Below are 21,703 nucleotides of genomic sequence, written 5' to 3'. Positions count from 1 at the left end.
AATTGAAAAGTCTGAAAAGATTCAAGAGGGGGCTCATCCTGATTTTGGCGCTGACGCTTGTCATCGTTGCGGGCTGTCAGGCGATTCAGGGCGTGGACTTTAACACCGTATTGAAAAATACGCTCAAAGTGACCTCCGCGGAAAGCAAGCAGTCGGTAGAGCTGAAGCTTCTCATGAACGAAGAAGCGTATGAAGGAATGCCTGAAGAAGATATCGCTCTCATGAAATTATTCTCGAACATGAAGCTACAGTTGGATAACGTAAAGGTTCAGGATGCAAGCCATGCGTCCTATGCGGGCAAACTGATTTTCGGCGATAATGTCAGCATTGGCTTCTCGATCAAGCAATCGGATACCACCGCGGTTATCGAGGTTGAAGGCGCGAAGCTTCCAATCGTGCTTGACGTGACGGGAGCCGGCATAGGCTCAATGCTGGGTACGGTTGAGCTTGACGAAACGGCTGCAGGCTCGGATGACGAATCGGTAACGGCAATCGGCAAAGAAATGATGGACAGCGCAACGTCCTTCTTTATCGACAATCTGCCTAATCCGGACAAAATCTCGGTGAATGCGGTTCAAGAGCCTATCAATGGCGTTAACACATCCCTGTTCCATGTGAAGGCGGAGATGAGCGGCACCGAGATCTGGGCATGGATCAAGAAATACGTGGACGTTCTCGCAAGCGACCGCGAAGGCCTTGAAACGTTCGTGAAAGAAATCGTGGCGATCATGAGCAGCCATCCGGAGTTCTGGGAAGAAATCGGCATGAATCCACTCGAGCAAACCGGACTGGATATGCCAACCACGGATGACATGATGAAGGAAATGACGGACGAGCTTGAAGCTACACTTGTTTCGCTTCAGGAAGAGCTAAAGGCGATGGAAGAAGAGGGCGGAGAGGATCTTAAAGCGATCTTCAACGATGACTCCTCGATTAAAGCGGAGCTTTACGTGGACAGCAAGATGGATATCCGCAAACAGGTTATTGACGTTACGCTGAAACCTAGCGATCAAGCCTTGTTCCCGCTTGACGGTCTCTCGCTGCGTATGGAGAGCGAGCTGTGGAACGTTAACGGCAAGGTAGAGGCTGATACGCCGGTAATCCCTGCACAAGCTATCCATTCCGATCAGCTGGATACCATGCAGGGCTATCAGTTCCTACGCATGTTCGACAAACAATCGGCTGCTTACTCGCTGCTTGATAAGCTGGGCCTTGGAGAGCAGACGGTCGAGCTGTCCGTCGATTCTCGTTTTAACCCGGCCATCGTTACTCCTAAATACGTAACCATTATTCCGTTGCGCATCACTGCCGAACAGCTTGGCGCTTCGGTGAAATATGATAAAAAGACGAAGAATGTAACAGTCTATGACGAGGCGACCAATACGACGATCGCCCTGAAGGAAGGCTCTGACCGCGTAACGGTAAACGGCAAACCAGCGACTTGGTCGTTCGTAGCCAAAACCGTTGACGGCACCCTGTACGTAGCGGGACGCGATTTCGCGAACGCGCTTGGAGCGAAAGTTCGTTGGGATGACAGCTGGGGCAGCGATACCTTTGTCATCGAGCGTGCCGTACATTAATTTATTTGCAAGAGCAGGGAGGATGACAACGATGAACAAACTGACAACGGACGCAGCCTTCCGGGAAGCCGTCCAAGGCGACGGGGTTACGGTGGTCGTCTTCAAAACGACATGGTGCCCGGACTGTCACTACATCGATCCGTTTATGCCGGACGTAGAGCAGCAATACAGCGGCAAGATCTCGTTCCATGAAATCGACCGGGACGAATTGCCCGATCTTTGCTCCGAGCTGAACATTCTTGGCATTCCAAGCTTTATTGCTTTCCGTAACGGCAAAGAGCTGATCCGTTACGTGAACAAGCTGCGCAAGACGCGGGAGGAAATCGAACAGTTTCTGGACCGGGCGGTGCAGGTGGCAGACGCATTACCCCAAGATGAATAAATGGCAATCGTGCGGCTTCAGGAACTCCTTCCGAGCCGCACTTTTTTATGCCCGCGCATCATTGCCACGGAACTGTCACACCCTAGGAAGTGTCACATTTTCAACATGGCTTTTGACCCCTATAATGGCTATAATGAGGTGACAACAAAACCCGAAATAAGGTGATTTTATTATGGTTACCGGCCGTTTTCGCGCGCTTGCTCTCGCATCGTGCATCGGAATGCTTTTTGTTCTTCTTGCCGGAGCATTAGTTACGAATACCGGATCCGGACGCGGATGCGGTGATGATTGGCCGCTTTGCAACGGTAAATTTATTCCTGCGTATACAATGGAAACCGCAATCGAATTTTCCCATCGTCTGATTACCGGATTTGAAGGACTGCTCGTCGTGGCAGCCTTTATTGCCATATACCTGCTGTTCCGGAAAAACAACGCGGATTATAAAGAGCCGCTTATCTATGCAAGCGGCGCTCTGCTGTTCACGGTCATTCAAGCGCTTATGGGCGCGGCCGCTGTCGTATGGTATCAGTCCGACGCCGTTATGGCTATTCATTTCGGCATTTCCTTAATTGCATTTGCCTTTACCTTGCTGCTCGTTGTATGGTCGTATCGCGCAAAAGACGGCAGGCCCGCGGAATTTACGGTGCCCCGCGCGATTTATCCCCGGATGCTGGCCGTAACCATCTTCTGTTACATCGTTGTTTATCTCGGCGCGTTTATCCGCCATACCGAGTCAGCAGGGGGCTGCCTGGGCTGGCCGTTATGCAACGGCGAGGTGGTGCCTGAGCTTCAAGGCGCGACAGCAGCTGTTTTTATCCATCGTTTAGGTGCACTTATTTTTGGTCTTGCTCTAATTGGTCTGTATATCCATGTCCGCAAAATCAGCGGCAAAGGCAAAGGTCTTACGAAATCCGCCGGCTGGGCTCTCGTTCTCGTTATCGCTCAAATTCTGAGCGGTGCGCTGCTGACGGAGACAATCGGCAACGATGACTGGTTCCTGTTTACGAACCTGCTTCATAATTTAATTATAACGGGCTTGTTTGGGATATTGTGTGATATGCTGATACGTTCCTGGCGGCTGCGGGAAGGACGGGAGAACGCTTGAGTTTTCAAAACCTGCGTGAATTTGTAGAGGTATTAAAAAAAGAGAAAGATCTGCTTGTTATCGACGCGCAAGTAGATCCTTATTTGGAGCTGGCGGAAATTCACCGCCGCGTTATCGAAGAGGAAGGACCGGCACTGCTTTTCACCAACGTGAAGGGCAGTCCTTTTCCCGTTCTGACGAATATGTTCGGGACAAGCCGCCGGGTTGACCTCGCGTTTGGTACACGCCCGGAAGAAATCATGAAGCAAATCGTTGGCGCTGCGGACCGTATTATGCCGCCAACGCCAAAAGCGATATGGGGCGAGAAAAAGCTGATCTGGGACATGATGAAGGTAGGCATGAAGGAAGTGCCAAGCGGCACGGCGCCCATTCTGCAAGTGTTGAAGCGTCAGAATCCGCTGGCCGGTCTGCCGCGCGTAACAAGCTGGCAGGAGGACGGCGGTCCGTTTATTACGTTGCCTCTTGTCTATACGGAGAGCTTAAAATCACGCAAAGCGCATAATCTAGGGATGTACCGCATGCAAATCTTTGACGATTCAACGACCGGCATGCACTGGCAAATACATAAAGGCGGCGGCTTCCACTATCATGAAGCCGAACAGCGGAACGAAGCGCTGCCGGTATCCGTTTTCCTCGGCGGACCGCCGGCCTTGATCGCTTCCGCGATTGCGCCGCTTCCGGAGCATTTGCCGGAGCTCTTAATGGCTTCGCTTATCCTGGGCGGCAAGCTGCCGGTTGTATCCGACCCGCACGGCAAGCACCGCATTCCGGCGGAAGCCGAGTTTGTCATCAGCGGACAAGTGCCGCCGCATCTCCGCCGTCCGGAAGGTCCGTTTGGCGATCATTTCGGTTATTACTCGCTTATCCATGATTTCCCGGTCTTTAACGTCAATCATGTCTGGCACCGCAAGGATGCGATTTATCCGGCGACGATTGTGGGCAAGCCCCGTCAGGAGGATTACTATCTGGGCGAATACTTGCAGCGCCTTCTGGCACCGGCCTTCCCGATGGTTATGCCGGGCGTGCATGAGCTCTGGGCATACGCGGAAGCCGGCGTACACGCGCTTGCCGCAGCCGTTGTCCGGGAATCCTATTCCCGCGAGGCGCTGTCGACAGCCTTCAGTATTTTGGGCCAAGGCCAGCTGACCTTGACCAAATTCCTGATGCTGACGGATCAGCCGATTGACCTGTCTAAGTTTGACGTATTGCTTGAGACCGTGCTTGAGCGGTTCCAGCCGCAGACGGATCTGTTTGTATTCGATGAAACCTCCCATGATACGCTGGATTATACGAGCGGTAAATTCAACCACGGCAGCAAAGCGGTTATGCTTGGCGTCGGCAAGCCGGTCAGAGAGCTGCCTTCCAGCTATAAAGAAGGCGTAATCGAGGAAATTACGAACGCCCAAGTGTATTGCCGCGGATGCCTTGTTGTATCGGGCGCATCCTATGAAGCAGAGCCGCAGCTTGCGGAGCGCCTGCTGACAAGGCTGTCGGAGCGCGGCACGGAATGGCCGTTTGTTATCCTGGTGGATGATGCTAACGTTGCGCATGGGCAAACGTCCTTCTTGTGGACGGTGTTCACACGGTTTAATCCGGCGGATGATATTTACGCGAATGCCGAAATTCGCCGTCATCATTTTGGCTACAAGCTGCCAATCGTTATCGATGCGAGAATGAAGCCGGGCTATCCGGCAGAACTGTTCGCGCGCGAGGATATTACCAAGCTGGTTGACAGCAGATGGAACGAGTACTTCAAATCCTAAGTTGCGAAGAGAGGCGGGGATGGCCGATGCTGCGATTTCTATTTGATGAACCGGAGAGGGAGCCGCAAGGCCGCCTTGCGGAAACGTTACAGCTGATGAATCAGTTTGTCGCCATTTTGCATGAGAAGATCGAAGCGGGCAAAGACAACGACCATAAGCTCCGTACGTACGAAGTGTGGACGAAGGGCTTAGTCGCTTCCTTGAACGAAATCGAGCAAAGCTGCTACGCGGCCAGGCGGTTTAAGGAGAAGATCAAGTCCCCTTCCGTCAGCCAGATGTCGGAGGAGGAAGGGCTCAATTACCAGCGCTACGTTTATTTTGACAAAAACGCGTTTATCCGCATTTTTGCCTTGCTGGATAAGCTGAGCATCTTTCTTAATGACATCCTTGATTTGAAAACGGAGAAGATCAAGCCGCATTTCTCCTACTTTACGGTTCTGCGCAATATGCGCGACAAGAAGGCGCATCCGGATTTGACTTGGAAGCTGAACGACATCAAGGAGAGTCTGAAGGAACCGATGGGACGGCTGCGGAAGCGCCGCAACACCGAAATTCATTACATGAATACGGAGATGCAGGATGATCTTGCGCAAGCTCATAAAATGTACGGACAGGAAGTGCAGTTAGAAAATATCGAGGCACAATCGGACGATCTCCAGCATGGACTGCAAATGGTGACAGGATCATTACGCCTAACCTTTGACTATGCTTGCGGACTAATACGAACCAGGTAGGCTAAATCGCGGGGAGGAATGCGCGTGGAGCTGATGGGCAGAACGGCGCTTGTAACCGGAAGCGCCAAAGGGCTTGGCAAACGGACTGCATTGCAGCTCGCAAGTCTTGGCTGCAGCATCGTGTTAAACTATCTGGGGAGCAGGCAGGAGGCGCTGGAGCTTCAGCGCGAGATTGAGCGGCTTGGCGTAAGAGCAACCGCCATGCAAGGCGATATATCCGTTCCGGCAGGGGTAGCGCAGCTGGCAGCCGAAGCGGAAGCCTGGAATGGCGGCATCGATATCCTGGTGAACAACGCGGGCCCGTTTATACGCGAGCGGCGCTTGTTTGCGGATTATAATGAAGACGCTATCATTCAATTGTTAAATGGCAATTTGCTTGGCGTGATGCTGCTGGACCATAAGCTGCTTCCGGGCATGCGCAAGAGGGGTTGGGGGCGCATCATCCATCTGGGCTTCGGACACGCGGACGAAGCCAGAGCGTGGCCTCATAGGGCCGTTTACGCCGCGGCGAAGACGGGTCTCGTCTCCTTCACCAAGTCGCTTGCGGTCGAAGAGGCGCCTTCCGGCATTACCGTCAACATGATTGCGCCCGGCGATATCCGAGGCTTGAACAAGGAACGGACGATTGACGAGGCGGCTTGCGAGAAGGAATTCGAGTCGCCGGTCGGAAGACCGGGAACCGGGGAAGATATCGCGAGAGTGATTGGCTTCCTTTGCCAGTCGAGATCGGATTATTTGACCGGCAGCATCATTAACGTAACCGGCGGATTTGATGCGATTCGATCGAATATTATCGGGTTATAAGGAACAAAAAAAAGAGTCTTGCCAGCTTGAAGCGGGCAAGACTCTTGCATTTTAGAATACCTGAACAACTTCCTGTACGCCTTCAACTTCCTCGAGCAGCGCGCGCTCGATACCGGCTTTCAGTGTAATTGTCGAACTTGGGCAGCTTCCGCATGCACCCATCAGACGAAGTTTAACGATGCCGTCCTCTACGTCTACCAGTTCAACGTCACCGCCGTCGCGTTGCAGGAACGGACGCAATTTATCCAGTACGTCCAATACTTCGTCGTACATTGTATCTTGTGCTTGACTCATTGCAATCATCTCCTTTCTCCCCTATTATAGTACAAAGTGCGAGGAATGAAAATGGATATCAACCGTTAAGGCCAGGTGATCAAAAAATTGTCAAAACCGCTTATCGAGTTCTGCAACGGCAACATGCATCACGGAACGGAAAGCATTATGAAGCAGCTTGAACAAGACGAACGGCTGAAGGTGGTCGAATACGGCTGTCTCGGCAACTGCGGAGAATGTTATTTGAAGCCATTCGCGTTAGTTGACGGCAGGATTATCGCTGCCGAATCCATAGAGGACCTAGACCGCCGTATTCGTGAAACCATCAGCGCCAAGCAAAATTAACCGAAGTGGCGTTTCGATTTCCAGAGTATGCCGCTCTTGATCAAGCGCGGAATTTTACCCATCATAGGCGTGTTGCCCATGAGGCCAAAGCCGCTCTTCTTGCCAAGGGAACCCATAACGCCCTTCAGCTTGAGTTTGCCAAGCTTAGGCGTTTTGTTGTTCCAGATGGCATGAATAACTTCCGCAATTTGTTTGCCTTGCGCGCCGGCCGCTTGCCCGCTAGGGGAGAACGGCAGCGATGCGCAGTCGCCGCATACAAAGACATCGGTATAGTCCGGCAGCTGATGGTATTCATTGATGATAAGCCGGCCTTGTTTGTCCTTCGGCAGATTCATGCGCTGTACGATTTCGATCGGCTGAATGCCGGCTGTCCATACCGTAACGTCGGTTAGAATCGTTTGATTCGAGTTCGAGTCATGCAGAGCGCCTTGCTCAAGCCGGCATAACGATATGTGGCTGAGCATCTCCACTTCATGCTCTCTGAACCAGGAAGCCACAAACTTCTGCAGCGGTCCAGGGAAGGCCGACATGACGCTTGGTCCGCGGTCAATGATGCGGATGTTCAGGTCGGATCGCGCTTCGCGCAGCTCCGCAGCCACTTCTACGCCGCTAAGACCGCCGCCAATGATCGATACTTGGCCATAAGGCTTCACATCGTTCAGCAGCTGGTAAGTTTTGCGCGCATTCGAAAGGGTTTGGATGCTGGTCGAGAACTCTTCCGCGCCTTCGATGCCGTGGTAATTATCCGTACAGCCAAGTCCAATTACGAGCCATTCGTAATCGATTGGATCCTGACCTTCCAGGTAAACAAGCTTTTTATCCAGGTCAATATCTACAACTTCCCCAAATCGGGTTGTCAGACGCGGATCCTGCGGGAATTTCACGCGGATCTCCATATCCGAAACCGTTCCGGCCGCAAGCGCGTAATACTCTGTTTTAAGGCCTTGATAAGGCATGCGGTCTACGAGGATGACTTCCACGTCGATTGGCAGCTGTTTCTCGATCACGTCCGCCGCGATAGCCTGGCCGCCGTAACCGCCGCCCAAAATAACAAATTTTCTCATATGATTCCCTACCCAACTCCAAAATGATGAATGACTTGTGTGTGCCTAATATGTGCGTCTAGCCGCGTGATTACTCATATACTTTAATTTCGTTATAGAACGTATCTCTCTCCACTGGGATACGTCCGGCTCCTTTAATGAGCCATAAGAGGTCCTCGCGCGTAATGCCTTCCGGCGTAAGAGCGCCCGCCGCATGGCTGATTTTTTCTTTTACAATGGTGCCGTGAGCGTCGGATGCGCCCATCGTCAGCGCGACCTGCGTCAGCTGCGTGCCGATGTTGATGAAGTAAGCTTTAATATGCTGAATGTTGTCCAGCATCAGGCGGCTGATCGCGATCGTCTTCAAATCCTCGAAGGCCGAGTTGCGGCGTCGGATGCCTGCTTTCGGATTAATCGGCTGCATCGACAAAGGAATGAATACCTGGAATCCGTTCGTTTCGTCTTGAAGCTCGCGGATCTGTATCATGTGACGGATGCGGTCCTCATGCGATTCGATCGAGCCGTACAGCATGGTCGTATGCGTGCGCATGCCAAGATTATGAGCGGTGCGGTGCACCTCTAAATATTGGCTGACGTCGGCTTTATCGACGCGCATTTTTTTGCGGTAATGATCGGATAATATTTCTGCGCCCCCGCCGGTCAGCGATTTGAGGCCGACCTTCATAAGCTCTTGCAGTACTTCCTTGTAGCTTAAGCCGCTAATACGCGAGAAAAAGTCGATTTCCGCAGCTGTGTAGGCTTTAAGCGTTACTTCGGGGAAGCGCTCGTTTAAGGCCTTCAGGGAATCGACGTAATATTGGAACGGAACATGCGGGTTATGCCCGCCTACAATATGGAATTCTCGTACACCGGGATGGAAGTGCTGCTCTACGTATTCAATCATTTCTTGACCGGATAAGGTGTAAGCGCCCGGAGCGCCTTCGTCTTTGCGGAAATTGCAGAATGCGCAATGCGCTTCGCAGACGTTCGTAAAGTACAAGCTCATGTTTTCGATAAAATAAACTTTTTTCCCGTTCTTGCGAAGGTTAACTTCATTAGCTAGTTGCCCAATCGTAAGCAGATCATCCGATTGATACAGGAATACACCGTCTTCAAGCGTAAGGCGTTCCCCGTTTCGGACTTTGTCGATAATCGACTGCATTTGCTTATTATCAGATGGAATGGCGATGTTCATCTTGGCAACCTCCTTTTTCTCAAAAGTTAGTTAGGTGTGGTGCTGCGGCATGCTGCCATTTACCGTTCAAGGAAGAGTGGAATAAATTCAGGCTATGCCTTTGTGAAAAAAATAACTTGCTCATCCGATTAAGAAAGCTTCCATTATTATAAACCCGTACGCAAAAGGCGGCAACACCTAAAGTCTTCAACTCGTTCCAATAGGAAGGCTCTCATCTCTTGAGGAAGCGGAGGAAGAGGAGTATACTGTAACTATAACGGTACATTTATTTTTATTTATATAGAGGAGGGAAGAAGCATGATCACGATTAGTGAATCGGCATCTGACAAAATTAAAGAAATGCTTGAGGAGGAAGGCACTCCCGGGCTGTTCCTGCGCATTGGCGTGAAGGAAGGCGGCTGCACGGGCTTCTCCTACGGCATGGGCTTCGACGATGAAGAGAACGAGAACGACAAGTCGATGGAAGTCGCGGACCTGAAAGTGGTCGTAGACGACGAAAGCTTGAAGTACCTATACGGTCTTATCATCGATTGGAAAGAGTCGGCCATGGGCGGCGGCTTTACGATCGAGAACCCGAACGCAACCGCTACTTGCGGCTGCGGCTCGAGCTTCCGTACCGCTGCGGCGGCTGGCAAGCCGGATAGCGACTGCTGATATTGGGCTGAGCACGCCTGTGCTCAGCTTTTTTGTTGGGGATTCGCCAGTATGCAGGCTCCGCAAAAGAATGTTCTTCCAATCGCCATTGTTCCCGGAATCTATGAATGAACCGTACAAGGTACGATTCCGGGAACAAAAGCGAGCACTCCGTTTCTCCAGAACATTCTTTTGCTCCGCCTGTACGGCGCACAGCACCCAAACAAAAGCGTTCGCAAAAGGCCAGGCTCAGCCAGCCTTTTGTGACCAATTAGACAGGTTGCTAACACAACCTGTCTAGCCTAAACCAAACCGGCGTCCCATTTAGCGGACGCCGGTTTTTTGTTAAAAAAAAGAAGTCGGCCGAGGAACGGAGGAAGTGAATGCTCTTGAGAAACGAAGTGCCCGCCTTTGCTCGGGGATTCCTACCTTAAAATATAATCAAAGAAATCGCGAGCAACAGCGGTCGAAGGAGCATTTACTTAGGTAGTGACCTCCGCTTACCTCTGCATCTTACGAGAATTCATCCAAAGAGGAATACGGAACACCAGGTTGATGAGCAGAACGAAGAACACGAGTACCGCCGCCGACTTCTGGGCGATATCCTGGGCGTCCGGAACGATAGCCTCGGACTGGACATACCACAGGTGAACGGCAAGCGTCTCGCCCGGCGAGAAGAGGCTGAAATCCCACATTTCGCCGGAGGTCGTAACGCCGGCCGTCAGGATAATAACGGCGCTTTCACCGAATGCGCGGCCAGCGACAAGACAGATCCCGGTAATAATTCCGTTCATGGCCGCAGGGATCAAGACGCGAACGATCGTCTGTAAATGTGTAGCCCCCAGCGCAAAGGAAGCATTTTTCAGTTCCTTCGGCACGGCACGGATGGACTCCTCCGTTACGCGGGTCAGAACCGGCAGGTTCAAGAACGCCAGGCTGACAGCACCGCCGAGAATCGTCAGGCCAAGCTGGAACATTTCCACGAACAGGGCGATGCCAAACAATCCGAAGATGATTGAAGGGACGGAAGCGAGACCCTCTACGCAAATCCTCACAAACGAGATCAGCTTGTTATCCGGCGCAAATTCGGCGAGATAAATGCCTGCCGCCATCCCCAGCGGAATAGCGATCACAAGCGACAGGAACAGGATATAGAAGGAGTTCAGAAGAGCAGGGCCGATACCGCCGCCTTCTTCAATCTCGCTTGGCAGGCCGAACAGGAAGTTCCAGGAGAGCTTCGGCAGGCCGTCCTTCAGTATGAGGAACAGGAGGCCGAGAATAAAGAGAACGATGGCGATGCCAACGGTCCAGACCAGAATCGTAAACAGACGGTTATTAAAGCTGTTGATTCCTCTTTTGCCGCGGAAAGGATTCGTTGCGTTTACTGCGGTGTTTACGTTGCTCATGATTGTACTCCTCTCCGTTGCAGCCAGCGTACGCCTACGATCATCAGAAGCGAGATGGCAAGCAGCAGGAAGCCCATCAGATACAGCGCATAGTTCCAAGTGGAGTCGAACGGAACGTTGGCAATCTGCATAACGATATTACTCGTTAATACCGAGGTAGGCTTAAGCAGGCTGTCCGCGATTTGCGGGGTATTGCCGATAACCATAACAACCGCCATAGTTTCGCCGATTGCGCGGGCCATGCCAAGAATAACGGCATACAGGATACCGCTGCGTGCGGAAGGAATAAGCACCTTTACGACCGTTTGGAAACGGGTAGCGCCAAGAGCATAGGACGCATCGCTGTATTTCTTCGGTACGGCGGTAATGGAGTCATCGCTGATCCTGCTGATCGTCGGCAGGACCATGATGGTCAATACGAGAGACGCGGCAAGCAAGCCGTCGCCCATGCCCGTACCGGTAACGTCCCGGATTAGGGGAATAAGAACAGTGAGACCCAGATAACCGTAAACAACCGACGGAATGCCGACGAGCAGGTCCATGACCGGACGAAGCGTATTTTTCAGCCATGCCGGTACGAAGGTCGACAGAAAGACCGCGATCAGGAGCGAGAGCGGAACGGAAATGATCAAAGTCAGCAAAGTAAGGGCAAACGTGCCGAAAATGAATAACAATCCGCCGTATTGCTCGGTCTCCGGACTCCATTCCGTGGACAGGAAAAATTCGGAGAAGGATACGTCGCCAAAGGTCAATACGCCGGTGCGGAACATAAGCGCAAGGATAAGGAAAAGGATCAGACACACAAAACCGGCGCAGGCAATACAAACGTAACGGAACAGGCGGTTCATCACAAACAGGCGTTTCCTGCGGTCAAACGGCTTGCCGCTTCCCGTCAAAAGACTGCCGCCCAGATCGATCTGGCCCGCAGTGGATGAAGTATCTAACATAGTGATTGATCGGCTCCTTCGGTAGCAAGCAGCCGCCTGTCGCTTCGCGAAAGACGGCCGCCGTTACCTATATTCGATTGACTAGGATTATTTCATTGCGGAAAGCGGGATGAATTTCAGCTTTTTCAGCGAACCGTTTTGGAACTTGGCGCTTTGCACGTATTTGATGAATTCTTTAACAACGCCTGTAGGTTGGCCTTTCGTCATGTAGTAGCCATAGCCCCAAACTTTGTATTTGCCGTTGATCACGTTGTCTACAGTAGGAGCAACACCGTTGATGCTTACGCCGGTCATTTTTGTCGTGATGTAAGCGAAGTCGAGGTAACCGATAGCGCCAGGAGTCGACTCAACGGCTGTTTTCATGTCGCCGCTTGTTTTAACTTCTTTGTAGTTGGAGCCTTTTGTCATGAAGTCCGTACCGTTCAGCGCTTTTTGTTGGAAGTTAACGCGGGTGCCGGAACCAAATGCGCGGTTAACGACGATGATATCCGCATCTTTGCCGCCAACTTCTTTCCAGTTCGTTACTTTGCCGGAGAAAATGTCTTGCAGCTGTTTTGTAGTCAGGTTGGTTGCCGTAACGCTTTTGTTTACTACGGCAGCGAATGGAGTAACCGCTACTTTGTTAGCGACTTGGCCCGTAAAAGCTTCGAAGCCGGGAACCGCTTTTGTAGCATCCCAGTCAACCGCGCCGATATCGGCGATGCCTTTGCGCACGGATTGAGGACCCGTGATGGAACCGGCTGCCGAAGCGGAGATTTTAACCTTCGGATTCAGTTTTTTGAATTCGTTAGCCGCTTGAAGAGTAAGCGGGAGAAGAGCGGAAGAGCCATTGATGACGATTTTGCCGGACAGCTTGCTAGCTGCTTCCGTCTTGGTAGGGGCTTGAACGGAGCCAAAGCCGATGGTTGCGATAAGAGCGGCTACCGTAGCCGCTTTAAGCCATTTCAGTTTCATTTTCATTATTCCTCCTAAATGAATGTGAAGCCTTCACGCTTCGTATGCATTAGCTAAAATAGTTGTGCTTGTGGATCGATTAGCGGGTAATCGTTGTGAAATTGCCGTTAACCGGAACAGCCAGCTGGTCGTTGCTGATTGCGGCGATATCGCCTTTGCCCGATACGATCAGCTCGGATACCGCATCCGATACGCCGTACAGCTTGCTTGCCGTCCCAGTTGCAGGATCGATGGCGCTGATGCTGTTTGCATCGCCTTTTGCAGTCAAGACGATCAATTTGCCGTCAGCTTGGTTCAATTGGTACACGTCTTCTGCGTTGTAGACGTTTGCCGCTTCAAGAGAAGCCGTGTTTACCGAGGCAACGCTGCCAACGTTATCCTCGCCGATGCTTACGTAGTAAACCTTGGAGCCGTCAGCGGACAGTTCCAGGAACGCCTTGTCGCTTGCATCCTTCGTCAGCTGAACCGGTTTATTGTCGCCTTTAGCCGAGTCGTAGAAGAAAGCTTGCGTTTCCGTACCTGTTGGGTCGATCGTGACGTCATCCTTGCTTACGTCCGTGGCGTCGTTTTTAACAACAGGCTGTTTGATTTGGAAGTAAGCCACTTTAGTGCCGTCAGCGGATACCGTAAGGTTAGCTTTGTAGTCGACTTTGTCTTCCAGAATTTTTGTTACGCTGCCGTCAGCCAGGCTGAGCTTGCAGATAACGGAGTTTTTGTCGCCTTGGAAGAAGAAGATCGAGCTGCCGTCAGCCGAGAATACCATTTCGTTTTTGATCGAAGTATCCGTGCTTACTTTTGTCGATTGTTTCGTGCTCAAATCAATGACGTTAACCGTACCGTCTTCTTCGGAATAAGCGGCTTTCGAACCGTCCGGGGACACGATCAGCTCGGAGGTATCGGACGAAGTAAGCAGCAGTTCATTTTTGCCTGTCGCAGCGTCAACCAGATAATCCTCGCGGCCGTTCTCGCCAGTGATCGACGCGATCAGCTTCGAAGCGTTTACCCAAGTCACTTGATCGACATTCTCGAGGAATTTGATCGAAGTGATGTTGCCGTTGGAGTAGCCTGCGCCCAGTTTGCCAAGGAAGCTTACCGGTTCAACGAATGCTGTGCCGTTTACAGTCACGGCATCGCTCAGCTTAACGACATTGTGGTTCAATTGAACGGTAATTGTGCTGCCCGAAACATTCAGGGAAGCTTCAAGAGCTTTCGCCAGGTCGCGAACGGATGCGAGCGTTACGCCTTGCGCGTCAATCGTGCGGATTGCGACAGAGTTGCCGTTGATGGAAACGGTAATGGAACCGATTTGAACCGCTTGTGCCGTTTGTACGGCCGATTGCGCCATTACGGGTGTAACAGCTGCTGCTCCAATTGCTGTAGCGAGCACGGAAATGACTACTGCTTTTTTCATTTGAAGTTCGTCACCTTTCTTATTTTCGAATAATTGCTAGGTCCGACGGCACTACGCCGGTATGTATGAATGGCCTTGATTTTTCCCCCCGTCAAGCCGCGTCGGAACTATTTCGATTTCATAGCTAGTCTAACAGCGGAATATTATCCCATTATTTAGAAATTGTAATGATTTTGTGAAGAAAGACCTAGGTTGAATGGGACTGGCGAAATTGCTATCCTAAAATGACAATGGGGAGGAATGCCGGCATGTATCGGATATTCATCATCGAAGACGATGACAAAATAGGAGCAATACTGAAATCAACCATGGAGAAATACGGATTTGAAGCGAAGAGGGCTGCTGACTTCAAGGATTTGCTGGCGGAGTTTGCGTCGTATGATCCGCATCTGGTTCTGCTCGACATCAATCTGCCGTATTTCGACGGCTTTTATTGGTGCAGGCAAATCCGGACAAGGTCTAACGTCCCGATTCTGTTTATCTCAGCCCGCGAAGGAGAGATGGATCAGGTGATGGCTATTGAAAATGGCGGAGACGACTATCTTTCGAAGCCTATTCATCTGGATTTGCTGCTCGCGAAGGTAAAGGGAGCTTTGCGCCGGGCATACGGGGAATATGCCGCGGCTTCGGCCGCTTCGGCGGCGGCATCCGCCGAGCTCGAATTGAAGGGACTGCGCCTTAATCTTAGCCGCAACGAGCTGGAATGGCAGGGAGAGCGGACGGAGCTGACGAAGAACGAACGGCTGCTGGCCGAGGCTTTCATGAAGAGGCCCGATGAGATTGTGGCAAGGGAGCAGCTGCTTGAGGCATTATGGGATGATGTTCAGTTTGTGGACGACAATACGTTAACCGTTAATGTCACCCGGCTGCGCAAGAAGCTCGAAGAGATCGGCATTCTAAAAGCGATTGAGACGGTCCGGGGACAAGGCTACCGGCTGAGCGCCGAAGCGCTGCAGGAGGCCAAAGCATGATCCGTGCTTATCTTTGGGATCGGAAAGTTCTGATCGCAACCTACCTGACAGGCTCCTTCATGGCGTGCGCGATGTTTTCTCTCGATAAGCTTCGTTACGAGAGAGCGGACGCGGGGCTTGTCTATTATTACGCCGAGCTTGCGGTTTTCCTGCTGATTATTGGACTGGCCGTTGACTACCTTCGTCAGCGCGGCTATTACAAGCAGCTTCAGGATGCGATTGAACACGGAACGGAGCTCAATGCTTCGATGGTGGTATCCTCCGGCGTCACCAAAGAGCAGCTTGCCGTGCAGAAGCTGTTGGCTGCGCAATACGGCGCCTATTTGACGGATCTCAGTCAGTACCGCCGGCAGCAGGAGCAGCATAATCATTTCGTTCTGCAATGGGTTCACCATATGAAGACTCCCGTCTCGGTCATTGATCTGCTTGTCCAGGAAGCGCTGCAGGAGCGGGATGTTCCGCCCGCCCATTCCGAAAGACTGCAAAGCATCCGCGAGGAGACCGGCAGGATGACAAGAGGGCTCGATATGATGCTGCATACGGCGAGGCTCGACAAAATCGAATTTGATCTGCATCCCCGTTCGGTGGCGCTTCACGAAGCGGCCCGCAGCGTAATAAACGCCCACAAGCAGCTCTGCATACGGCATGCTATATATCCGAGAATAGACGGAGAGGCGGTTGTGGAGACCGATGAGAAATGGCTGACGTTTATTTTGAATCAGCTGATCGGCAATGCGATCAAATACTCGAAGCGCAAGCCGGGCTCAAAGAAGCTGATCGTCAGCATCGAGCAGGAGCCGGATTTAAGCGCCGTCAGGATGTCAGTTATAGATGAAGGAATCGGAATCGAGGCGCATGATCTGCCAAGGGTTTTTGACCCGTTTTTCACCGGAGAGAATGGCCGTTCGGTTGAGGAGTCAACGGGGATGGGGCTTTATTTGGCCAAGCAGGTATGCGGCCGTCTCGGTCACGAGCTGTATGCCGAATCAGAGGTTGGTTCCGGTACGAAGGTTACGGTTGTGTTCCGTCCCGAAGGGATCCATTTGTTGCGTTAAATTCGCCGATGCGAGCGAAACATGACAAAATCGTAAGATTCATAGCCTCCAATTGAAAGGTAAATCGATGGGTTGATAAGGGCGGATGGAGCTATACTGAGTCCATAATCAAAACAAATGAGCAAGTCTTGGGGAGGCTGTTACGATGAGTGTATTGCGTACGAAAGGGATTGGAAAGATCTATCATTCAAAAGGGAATATGTCCTATCGGGCGCTTGAGGATATCGATCTGAACATTGAAGCGGGAGAGTTTGTTGGCGTCATGGGCCCTTCGGGCAGCGGGAAAACAACGCTTCTCAACCTGCTCGCTACGATTGACCGTCCGACATCCGGCGAGCTGGAAATCAACGGCGTACAGCCTGGCAAGCTGAGCGACAAGAAGCTGGCGCTGTTCCGCCGCAGAGAGCTGGGCTTCGTGTTTCAGGACTTTAACCTGCTTGATACGATGACGATTAAGGAAAATATTATTTTACCGCTTGTGCTTGAAGGCGCAGCGCCGCGCGTTATCGAAGAGAAGCTGAAGCCGCTGGCGATTATGCTGAATATCGACAGTATCCTGGACAAGCGGACGTACGAGGTGTCCGGCGGACAGAAGCAGCGCGCCGCTATTGCCCGGGCAATCATTCACCAGCCTGCGCTGGTGCTTGCCGACGAGCTCACCGGCAACCTCGATTCCAAAGCGGCGAAGGATGTTATGGACGCGCTCAAGGATATGAATGAGCGCCTTGGCGCAACGGTTCTGATGGTTACGCATGATCCGTTCTCGGCAAGCTATTGCAAACGCATCGTCTTCATTAAGGACGGCAAGCTGTTCAGCGAAATCCGGAGAGGTGCGAACCGCCAGGCGTTCTTCCAGCAGATTCTGGATTCTTTGAGTGTACTGGGAGGTAATTTCGATGACGTTCCGTTCGCTCGCGCTTAGCAATATGAAGGGAAACTGGCGTTCGTACAGCGCCTTTTTCCTAAGCTGCGTATTTTCCGTACTGATCTTCTATATGTATTCATCGTTTATTTTTCATCCGGATGTCGTAAACGGACATATTGAACAGGCGGCAAAGGTAAGAAGAGGGATGCTTTTCTGCCTTTACATTATCGGAATCTTCTCCTTTCTGTTTGTTCTGTATTCCAACTCGGCTTTCCTTAAAACGCGCAAGCAGGAGTTTGGCTTGTTATCCTTATTCGGGATGACCAAAGCGCAGCTGAGAAAGCTCGTTATTTATGAAAGCATTGCCCTGGCTATTCTGTCCATCGGCGTTGGAATCGGGCTTGGGATGCTGTTCAGCAAGCTGTTCTTTATGGCCCTGTCGGTGTTTCTGAAGGTAACGGACCCGATACCGTTTGCCGCTCCGCTGAAGGCGGTTGGAATGACCGGTCTTGGGTTCTTTGTCCTGTTTGTCGCGATTGCCGTTCTTACTTCCCTCCGGATCGGCAAAGCCGAGCTGGTGGAGCTCTTCAAGGCCGGCCGCAAGCCCAAAGGCATGCTGCTGTTCTCGCCTTGGCTTGTAGCACTGGCGCTTGTATCCCTTGGCGCGGGATACACGATGGCGGTTATGTTGAATCCCTTTAATTTCTTTTATATGGCCCTGCTTATCCTCGTAACGGTGACGGTGGGAACTTATTTCCTGTTCACGCAGTTCAGCGTGCTGCTGATCCGTTTCCTGCAGAGGCGCCATTCGTTCTTTTATAACCGTACGAATATGGTGGTTCTGTCGCAGCTTGGCTACAAGCTGAAGGATAACGCGCGGATTCTGTTTATGGTCTCGATTATGAGCGCGGTTATTCTGACTGCCTCCGGAACGTTTTATTTGATGCAGGTAAGCGCGAAACAGCAGATTTACCAGTTCTATCCTTATGCGGTTGCGGTGATGGAGAAGGGTCTCCAAAGCCATGAGGTGATTGATCCGGAAGAGCTGAAGACGCATCTTCGCGAAGCCGGCCATCCCGTTACCGATGCAAAGATTGTGAACGGAGCCAGCGTAACTCATATTAAGCTGACGCGGAGCAACGGGAACAATATCGATTATAACCCGGACACCATGATGATCTCGGAGTCGGATTATAACCGTCTGGCGAAAGCGCAAGGGAAGAAGACGATTCATCTTAAGCCGAATACGGTAGCGCTGCCGGGATCGTTCAGCCCTCCTATTGAACGGATTCAGGGGACTGTGCAGGGCAAAGCGATTGATTATGCCGTATCGGTAACCCTTTCCGACAGTGTCATGAATCAGACCGATTTCAACTGGATGACGATTATTGTGGAGGACGGGGAGTATAAGAAGCTTCTTGCAAATGTACCGGAGAACGAGCAGCTTGTCTGGTACGGCTATGAAGTGAAGGATTGGGAAAGCGCGGGTCCGGCGATTAAGAAGCTGCAAATTCGGGAAGACCTCGAAGGGCAGGTCAATCGCAATCGCGCGGATAACTTTGCCAATATGAAGGAAACAAGCCAGCTTACGCTGTTTATCGGCTTGTTTATCAGTCTGCTGTTCTTTATCGCATCGGGCAGCTTGATTTACTTCAAGATGTTTACGGAGCTGCAGGAGGATCAGGCGCAGTTCAACGCGTTGAAACGGATCGGAATGACAAGGCAGGAGATTCGGAAAATAACGGTGACCCAGATTGGCATTATATTCTATCTGCCTTGTCTGGTTGGCACCATCCATGCGCTGTTCGCGATGAAGGCGCTGGACGGATTGATGGGATCCAGCGTATGGCTGTATTCGTTTGTGATTATCGGCATCTTTGTCGTTATGCAGACGATTTACTTCCTGCTCGCAAGCATGAGTTATTCCAAAGGATTGAATAGAGGAACGGCCAGCGCTTAACGCGCCGGCCGTTTTTTTCTCATGCTTGCTGCTGTTCCAGCCATGAGATCCGTTTTGTCTTTAATCCGCTGAGCGCCGCCTCTGCGGTTGTATATTCCGCCTGCAGCTTTTTAACTACCGTCCTGACCTCATGCGCGGCTTCGCAGGTGCGGTCCTGCGTCTCCTTGATCCTCTTCTGCACGATCCAGTCCGTGATCAGCCCGTCGAACCAATAGTCTCCGAACTTCAGCAGGCCGCTGATATCGAATTGGATATCGAGACTGCGCTTCAGGTCCGCCAGCTCATCCCGGAAGCTCTTCAGCTCATGGTTGGCTGCCGCGATAGAGGACTTGGCATCGTCAATATGCTCGTGTTTAATATGGGTAGAAATAAGTCCGCCGTTGCCCCACGTATCCCAGTTGCCCCAGTTGATGGCTTTGTCGAGGCTTTCGATGGCCGGCTCCAGAGAGGCAAGCACTCTTCTGCCGGCCGTAAAGGCTTCATTCAACTCGCGTACCGTAACCTGATGGGCTGCAATCTCGCTTTCCATGGCCATTAGCTCGGCGGCTTTGTCTGGCATGCTTCTTAGGAATTGTTCCTGCTCGGCTAGAAGCCGGTTATAATCCTGCTCAGCGCTGTGATTGGCGCTAATCACCATTCCGGCCTGCATAATCTCATCTTTCAGCTTGCCCAGCTCCTGCTTGGCCTCCGTAAGCTTGAGCGCCGCGGCCAGCGCCTGTTGCCGCTCCATTTCGAGCTGTTCGTCCTTGCTCCGAAGCAGCGTGTGAAACAGATTCGTCAAGGTCATTCGCGTAAGCTTATCGACGTCGGCCTGCTCGGCTTCCAGATCAAGCTCCAGACGGATGATCTGCCGTTCCAGTTCGTTTAACCGGGAGCGGAATTGACTCTGTCTGCGGATGGCTCTTTCAAGCTCGTATTTGCGTTCCTTGGCTTCCGTCAAACGATCAAACAAAGAATTTGTCATAAGTAGGAATTCCCTCCTGGAATAGGGTGATGGTTGCGACTCTATACGAGGTTGGGGACTTATAAGTTTCATTCCCTGCCCACAGGTCTAAGGCTGCGGCTGAAACATTAGATCGATCTGAATGATCTCGGAGCGGCTGCCAAGGCGGATCGGCGGGCCCCAAGAGCCGAAGCCGGAGGATACGATGGCGTGCAGATTGCCCTTCAGCTTATAGCCCCAATCGAGCTCGAAGATCCGGCGGGTGATCAGATGGTTAGGCGCCATTTGCCCGCGGTGGGTATGACCGGATAAGGATAAGTCTATGCCGTTCACGGAAGCCTGCTCCAGATCGGATGGCTGGTGATCCATCATAATTAGCGGACGGGTTTTGTCCAGACCGGCAATCAGTTCGCTGATCGGTAAGCGGCCTTCCGGATCGCTATGACGCGCAGCAAGATCTTTGCGTCCAACGATGTAGAAGCTGTCTTGAACAAGAATATTTTCATCCAGAAGAACTCGAATGCCGATCGCCTTCATCTGGGCGGTGTACTCTTGAATGTGTCCGCCGATATATTCGTGGTTGCCCAGCACGGCATAGATCCCAAGCGGTGCCTTAAGTTTGCTCATGGTAGCCGCCATATTGCGCTTGATGAACGGATCAATGCTGTCGTCAATAACGTCGCCGGGCAGCAGGATCAGATCCGGCTTCATCTCTTCCATGTGGCTGATGAGGCGGCCAAGATGCTTGTTGCCGACTACCGTGCCCAGATGGATATCGGAGGCAACTCCGATCCGGAGCTTCCGGACAGCGCCGGCCTGCTTCGGAACGGTCAGCTCATAACGGCGGACAATCGGAGTCCAGGCGTTCCAAGCTCCCCGAATAAGGATCGAGGCCAATAGAACGAAGGTAACCGTGCCGACGGACGCAACGGCTGTTTTGTAGGAAACGGAAGCAAGCGTCAGCAGCCAGACGGCTAAATCCGCCAGAGGGAGAATGAGGAGGCCGTATTCCATAACGGCAAACCAGTAGGAGCCCATATATTTCAGGAAATAAGCGACTTGCCGGACCGGCGAAGCCGAATGCTGTCCAAACCGTCCGATAAGCCAGGCGAAGGAGAGGATACCGACAATGATGCCATACGGCCAGGCATGCTCGAGGTCAAACAGCGTGGACAGGTAAACCCAGCCATTCCAGCCGATGTACCAGTTGACCAGGGCAAATACAAGGAGGAAGACGGTAATAACGGGAATAAATCTAGCTTTCACTTGGACATCTCCTTACTTGTCGCATATAAGTTTCGTTAAACTCGTGAACCTACTATATCACACCGCAA

Annotated in this window: 21 protein-coding genes; 12 read left to right on the top strand and 9 right to left on the bottom strand. The window is 51.9% G+C overall.

The annotated features are described in order from the left end of the window. The first annotated feature begins 2 nt into the window (after window positions 1-2). The 6 genes from EV294_RS14575 to EV294_RS14550 all read left to right on the top strand — a co-directional run bounded on the left by EV294_RS14575 (window position 3) and on the right by EV294_RS14550 (window position 6,368). The gene (locus tag EV294_RS14575; protein WP_132307918.1) at window positions 3-1,580 is read left to right on the top strand and encodes a copper amine oxidase N-terminal domain-containing protein; all 1,578 of its coding nucleotides are present in this window, start codon (window positions 3-5) and stop codon (window positions 1,578-1,580) included. Between the two features lie 31 nt (window positions 1,581-1,611). Further along, on the top strand, window positions 1,612-1,962 hold the full coding sequence (locus EV294_RS14570; protein ID WP_132307916.1) for a thioredoxin family protein: 351 nt from the start codon (window positions 1,612-1,614) through the stop codon (window positions 1,960-1,962). A gap of 172 nt (window positions 1,963-2,134) precedes the next feature. Then, entirely contained in the window at window positions 2,135-3,067 is a 933-nt protein-coding gene (locus EV294_RS14565) for a COX15/CtaA family protein (RefSeq protein WP_132307914.1), read from the top strand. Continuing rightward, the gene (locus EV294_RS14560; protein ID WP_132307912.1) at window positions 3,064-4,830 is read left to right on the top strand and encodes a UbiD family decarboxylase; all 1,767 of its coding nucleotides are present in this window, start codon (window positions 3,064-3,066) and stop codon (window positions 4,828-4,830) included. Before EV294_RS14565 ends, EV294_RS14560 begins: the two co-directional genes overlap by 4 nt. A gap of 26 nt (window positions 4,831-4,856) precedes the next feature. Continuing rightward, window positions 4,857-5,564: a Cthe_2314 family HEPN domain-containing protein gene (locus EV294_RS14555; protein WP_132307910.1), complete on the top strand. Its 708-nt coding sequence runs from the start codon at window positions 4,857-4,859 to the stop codon at window positions 5,562-5,564. A 33-nt stretch (window positions 5,565-5,597) separates the two neighbouring features. Next, window positions 5,598-6,368: an SDR family oxidoreductase gene (locus tag EV294_RS14550; protein WP_243867325.1), complete on the top strand. Its 771-nt coding sequence runs from the start codon at window positions 5,598-5,600 to the stop codon at window positions 6,366-6,368. A 51-nt stretch (window positions 6,369-6,419) separates the two neighbouring features. On the opposite strand, the gene EV294_RS14545 is transcribed toward EV294_RS14550, so the two are convergent. Next, the gene (locus EV294_RS14545) at window positions 6,420-6,662 is read right to left on the bottom strand and encodes a NifU family protein (RefSeq protein WP_015846404.1); all 243 of its coding nucleotides are present in this window, start codon (window positions 6,660-6,662) and stop codon (window positions 6,420-6,422) included. 87 nt (window positions 6,663-6,749) lie between these two features. Here EV294_RS14545 and EV294_RS14540 point away from each other — a divergent pair, with 87 nt between their 5' ends. Beyond that, window positions 6,750-6,986, top strand: a complete 237-nt coding sequence (locus EV294_RS14540) for a YuzB family protein (RefSeq protein ID WP_208403340.1) — start codon at window positions 6,750-6,752, stop codon at window positions 6,984-6,986. On the opposite strand, the gene EV294_RS14535 is transcribed toward EV294_RS14540, so the two are convergent. Together EV294_RS14535 and mqnE are read right to left on the bottom strand one after the other, a co-directional pair. Then, on the bottom strand, window positions 6,983-8,050 hold the full coding sequence (locus EV294_RS14535) for an NAD(P)/FAD-dependent oxidoreductase (protein WP_132307904.1): 1,068 nt from the start codon (window positions 8,048-8,050) through the stop codon (window positions 6,983-6,985). The two genes, EV294_RS14540 and EV294_RS14535, sit on opposite strands and share 4 nt — an antisense overlap. A gap of 70 nt (window positions 8,051-8,120) precedes the next feature. Beyond that, a complete protein-coding gene (gene mqnE / locus EV294_RS14530; RefSeq protein ID WP_132307902.1) occupies window positions 8,121-9,224 on the bottom strand; it encodes an aminofutalosine synthase MqnE in 1,104 nt (367 codons plus the stop codon). 297 nt (window positions 9,225-9,521) lie between these two features. On the opposite strand from mqnE, the gene erpA reads away from it, so the two are divergent. Further along, entirely contained in the window at window positions 9,522-9,878 is a 357-nt protein-coding gene (gene erpA, locus EV294_RS14525; protein WP_127495565.1) for an iron-sulfur cluster insertion protein ErpA, read from the top strand. 479 nt (window positions 9,879-10,357) lie between these two features. Here the strand turns inward: erpA and pstA are convergent, their stop codons facing one another. The 4 genes from pstA to EV294_RS14505 all read right to left on the bottom strand — a co-directional run bounded on the left by pstA (window position 10,358) and on the right by EV294_RS14505 (window position 14,575). Beyond that, window positions 10,358-11,263, bottom strand: a complete 906-nt coding sequence (gene pstA, locus EV294_RS14520; RefSeq protein ID WP_132307900.1) for a phosphate ABC transporter permease PstA — start codon at window positions 11,261-11,263, stop codon at window positions 10,358-10,360. Further along, the gene (pstC, locus tag EV294_RS14515) at window positions 11,260-12,210 is read right to left on the bottom strand and encodes a phosphate ABC transporter permease subunit PstC (RefSeq protein WP_132307898.1); all 951 of its coding nucleotides are present in this window, start codon (window positions 12,208-12,210) and stop codon (window positions 11,260-11,262) included. Before pstC ends, pstA begins: the two co-directional genes overlap by 4 nt. 87 nt (window positions 12,211-12,297) lie before the next feature. Continuing rightward, the gene (locus EV294_RS14510) at window positions 12,298-13,164 is read right to left on the bottom strand and encodes a phosphate ABC transporter substrate-binding protein (protein ID WP_132307896.1); all 867 of its coding nucleotides are present in this window, start codon (window positions 13,162-13,164) and stop codon (window positions 12,298-12,300) included. A 79-nt stretch (window positions 13,165-13,243) separates the two neighbouring features. Continuing rightward, entirely contained in the window at window positions 13,244-14,575 is a 1,332-nt protein-coding gene (locus tag EV294_RS14505) for a TolB family protein (protein ID WP_132307894.1), read from the bottom strand. A gap of 248 nt (window positions 14,576-14,823) precedes the next feature. Between EV294_RS14505 and EV294_RS14500 the strand changes: the two genes are divergently transcribed. The 4 genes from EV294_RS14500 to EV294_RS14485 all read left to right on the top strand — a co-directional run bounded on the left by EV294_RS14500 (window position 14,824) and on the right by EV294_RS14485 (window position 19,426). Then, complete coding sequence (locus EV294_RS14500) at window positions 14,824-15,546, top strand: response regulator transcription factor (protein WP_132307892.1); 723 nt, start codon at window positions 14,824-14,826, stop codon at window positions 15,544-15,546. Next, window positions 15,543-16,601, top strand: a complete 1,059-nt coding sequence (locus EV294_RS14495; RefSeq protein ID WP_132307890.1) for a sensor histidine kinase — start codon at window positions 15,543-15,545, stop codon at window positions 16,599-16,601. Before EV294_RS14500 ends, EV294_RS14495 begins: the two co-directional genes overlap by 4 nt. 145 nt (window positions 16,602-16,746) lie before the next feature. After that, a complete protein-coding gene (locus EV294_RS14490; protein ID WP_132307888.1) occupies window positions 16,747-17,523 on the top strand; it encodes an ABC transporter ATP-binding protein in 777 nt (258 codons plus the stop codon). Beyond that, the gene (locus EV294_RS14485) at window positions 17,498-19,426 is read left to right on the top strand and encodes an ABC transporter permease (RefSeq protein WP_132307886.1); all 1,929 of its coding nucleotides are present in this window, start codon (window positions 17,498-17,500) and stop codon (window positions 19,424-19,426) included. The genes EV294_RS14490 and EV294_RS14485 overlap by 26 nt, the downstream gene beginning before the upstream one ends. Before the next feature lie 19 nt (window positions 19,427-19,445). Here EV294_RS14485 and EV294_RS14480 read toward each other — a convergent pair whose 3' ends face one another. Further along, complete coding sequence (locus EV294_RS14480) at window positions 19,446-20,390, bottom strand: hypothetical protein (RefSeq protein WP_132307884.1); 945 nt, start codon at window positions 20,388-20,390, stop codon at window positions 19,446-19,448. Between the two features lie 87 nt (window positions 20,391-20,477). Beyond that, the gene (locus tag EV294_RS14475; protein ID WP_132307882.1) at window positions 20,478-21,635 is read right to left on the bottom strand and encodes a metallophosphoesterase; all 1,158 of its coding nucleotides are present in this window, start codon (window positions 21,633-21,635) and stop codon (window positions 20,478-20,480) included. Window positions 21,636-21,703: the final 68 nt, after the last annotated feature.

It is taken from the genome of Paenibacillus sp. BK033, from assembly GCF_004345425.1.
Classification (GTDB): Bacteria; Bacillota; Bacilli; order Paenibacillales; family Paenibacillaceae; genus Pristimantibacillus.
This window is presented reverse-complemented; position numbering and strand designations above follow the sequence as displayed.

Excerpts from the sequence above, each read along its gene's own strand:
- EV294_RS14510 (WP_132307896.1), bottom strand. The coding sequence starts at position 13,164 with ATGAAACTGAAATGGCTTAAAGCGGCTACGGTAGCCGCTCTTATCGCA.
- EV294_RS14535 (WP_132307904.1), bottom strand. The coding sequence starts at position 8,050 with ATGAGAAAATTTGTTATTTTGGGCGGCGGTTACGGCGGCCAGGCTATC.
- EV294_RS14490 (WP_132307888.1), top strand. The coding sequence starts at position 16,747 with ATGAGTGTATTGCGTACGAAAGGGATTGGAAAGATCTATCATTCAAAA.
- erpA (WP_127495565.1), top strand. The coding sequence starts at position 9,522 with ATGATCACGATTAGTGAATCGGCATCTGACAAAATTAAAGAAATGCTT.
- EV294_RS14480 (WP_132307884.1), bottom strand. The coding sequence starts at position 20,390 with ATGACAAATTCTTTGTTTGATCGTTTGACGGAAGCCAAGGAACGCAAA.
- EV294_RS14485 (WP_132307886.1), top strand. The coding sequence starts at position 17,498 with ATGACGTTCCGTTCGCTCGCGCTTAGCAATATGAAGGGAAACTGGCGT.
- mqnE (WP_132307902.1), bottom strand. The coding sequence starts at position 9,224 with ATGAACATCGCCATTCCATCTGATAATAAGCAAATGCAGTCGATTATC.
- pstC (WP_132307898.1), bottom strand. The coding sequence starts at position 12,210 with ATGTTAGATACTTCATCCACTGCGGGCCAGATCGATCTGGGCGGCAGT.
- EV294_RS14495 (WP_132307890.1), top strand. The coding sequence starts at position 15,543 with ATGATCCGTGCTTATCTTTGGGATCGGAAAGTTCTGATCGCAACCTAC.
- EV294_RS14550 (WP_243867325.1), top strand. The coding sequence starts at position 5,598 with ATGGGCAGAACGGCGCTTGTAACCGGAAGCGCCAAAGGGCTTGGCAAA.
- EV294_RS14545 (WP_015846404.1), bottom strand. The coding sequence starts at position 6,662 with ATGAGTCAAGCACAAGATACAATGTACGACGAAGTATTGGACGTACTG.
- EV294_RS14565 (WP_132307914.1), top strand. The coding sequence starts at position 2,135 with ATGGTTACCGGCCGTTTTCGCGCGCTTGCTCTCGCATCGTGCATCGGA.
- pstA (WP_132307900.1), bottom strand. The coding sequence starts at position 11,263 with ATGAGCAACGTAAACACCGCAGTAAACGCAACGAATCCTTTCCGCGGC.
- EV294_RS14570 (WP_132307916.1), top strand. The coding sequence starts at position 1,612 with ATGAACAAACTGACAACGGACGCAGCCTTCCGGGAAGCCGTCCAAGGC.
- EV294_RS14505 (WP_132307894.1), bottom strand. The coding sequence starts at position 14,575 with ATGAAAAAAGCAGTAGTCATTTCCGTGCTCGCTACAGCAATTGGAGCA.
- EV294_RS14555 (WP_132307910.1), top strand. The coding sequence starts at position 4,857 with ATGCTGCGATTTCTATTTGATGAACCGGAGAGGGAGCCGCAAGGCCGC.
- EV294_RS14500 (WP_132307892.1), top strand. The coding sequence starts at position 14,824 with ATGTATCGGATATTCATCATCGAAGACGATGACAAAATAGGAGCAATA.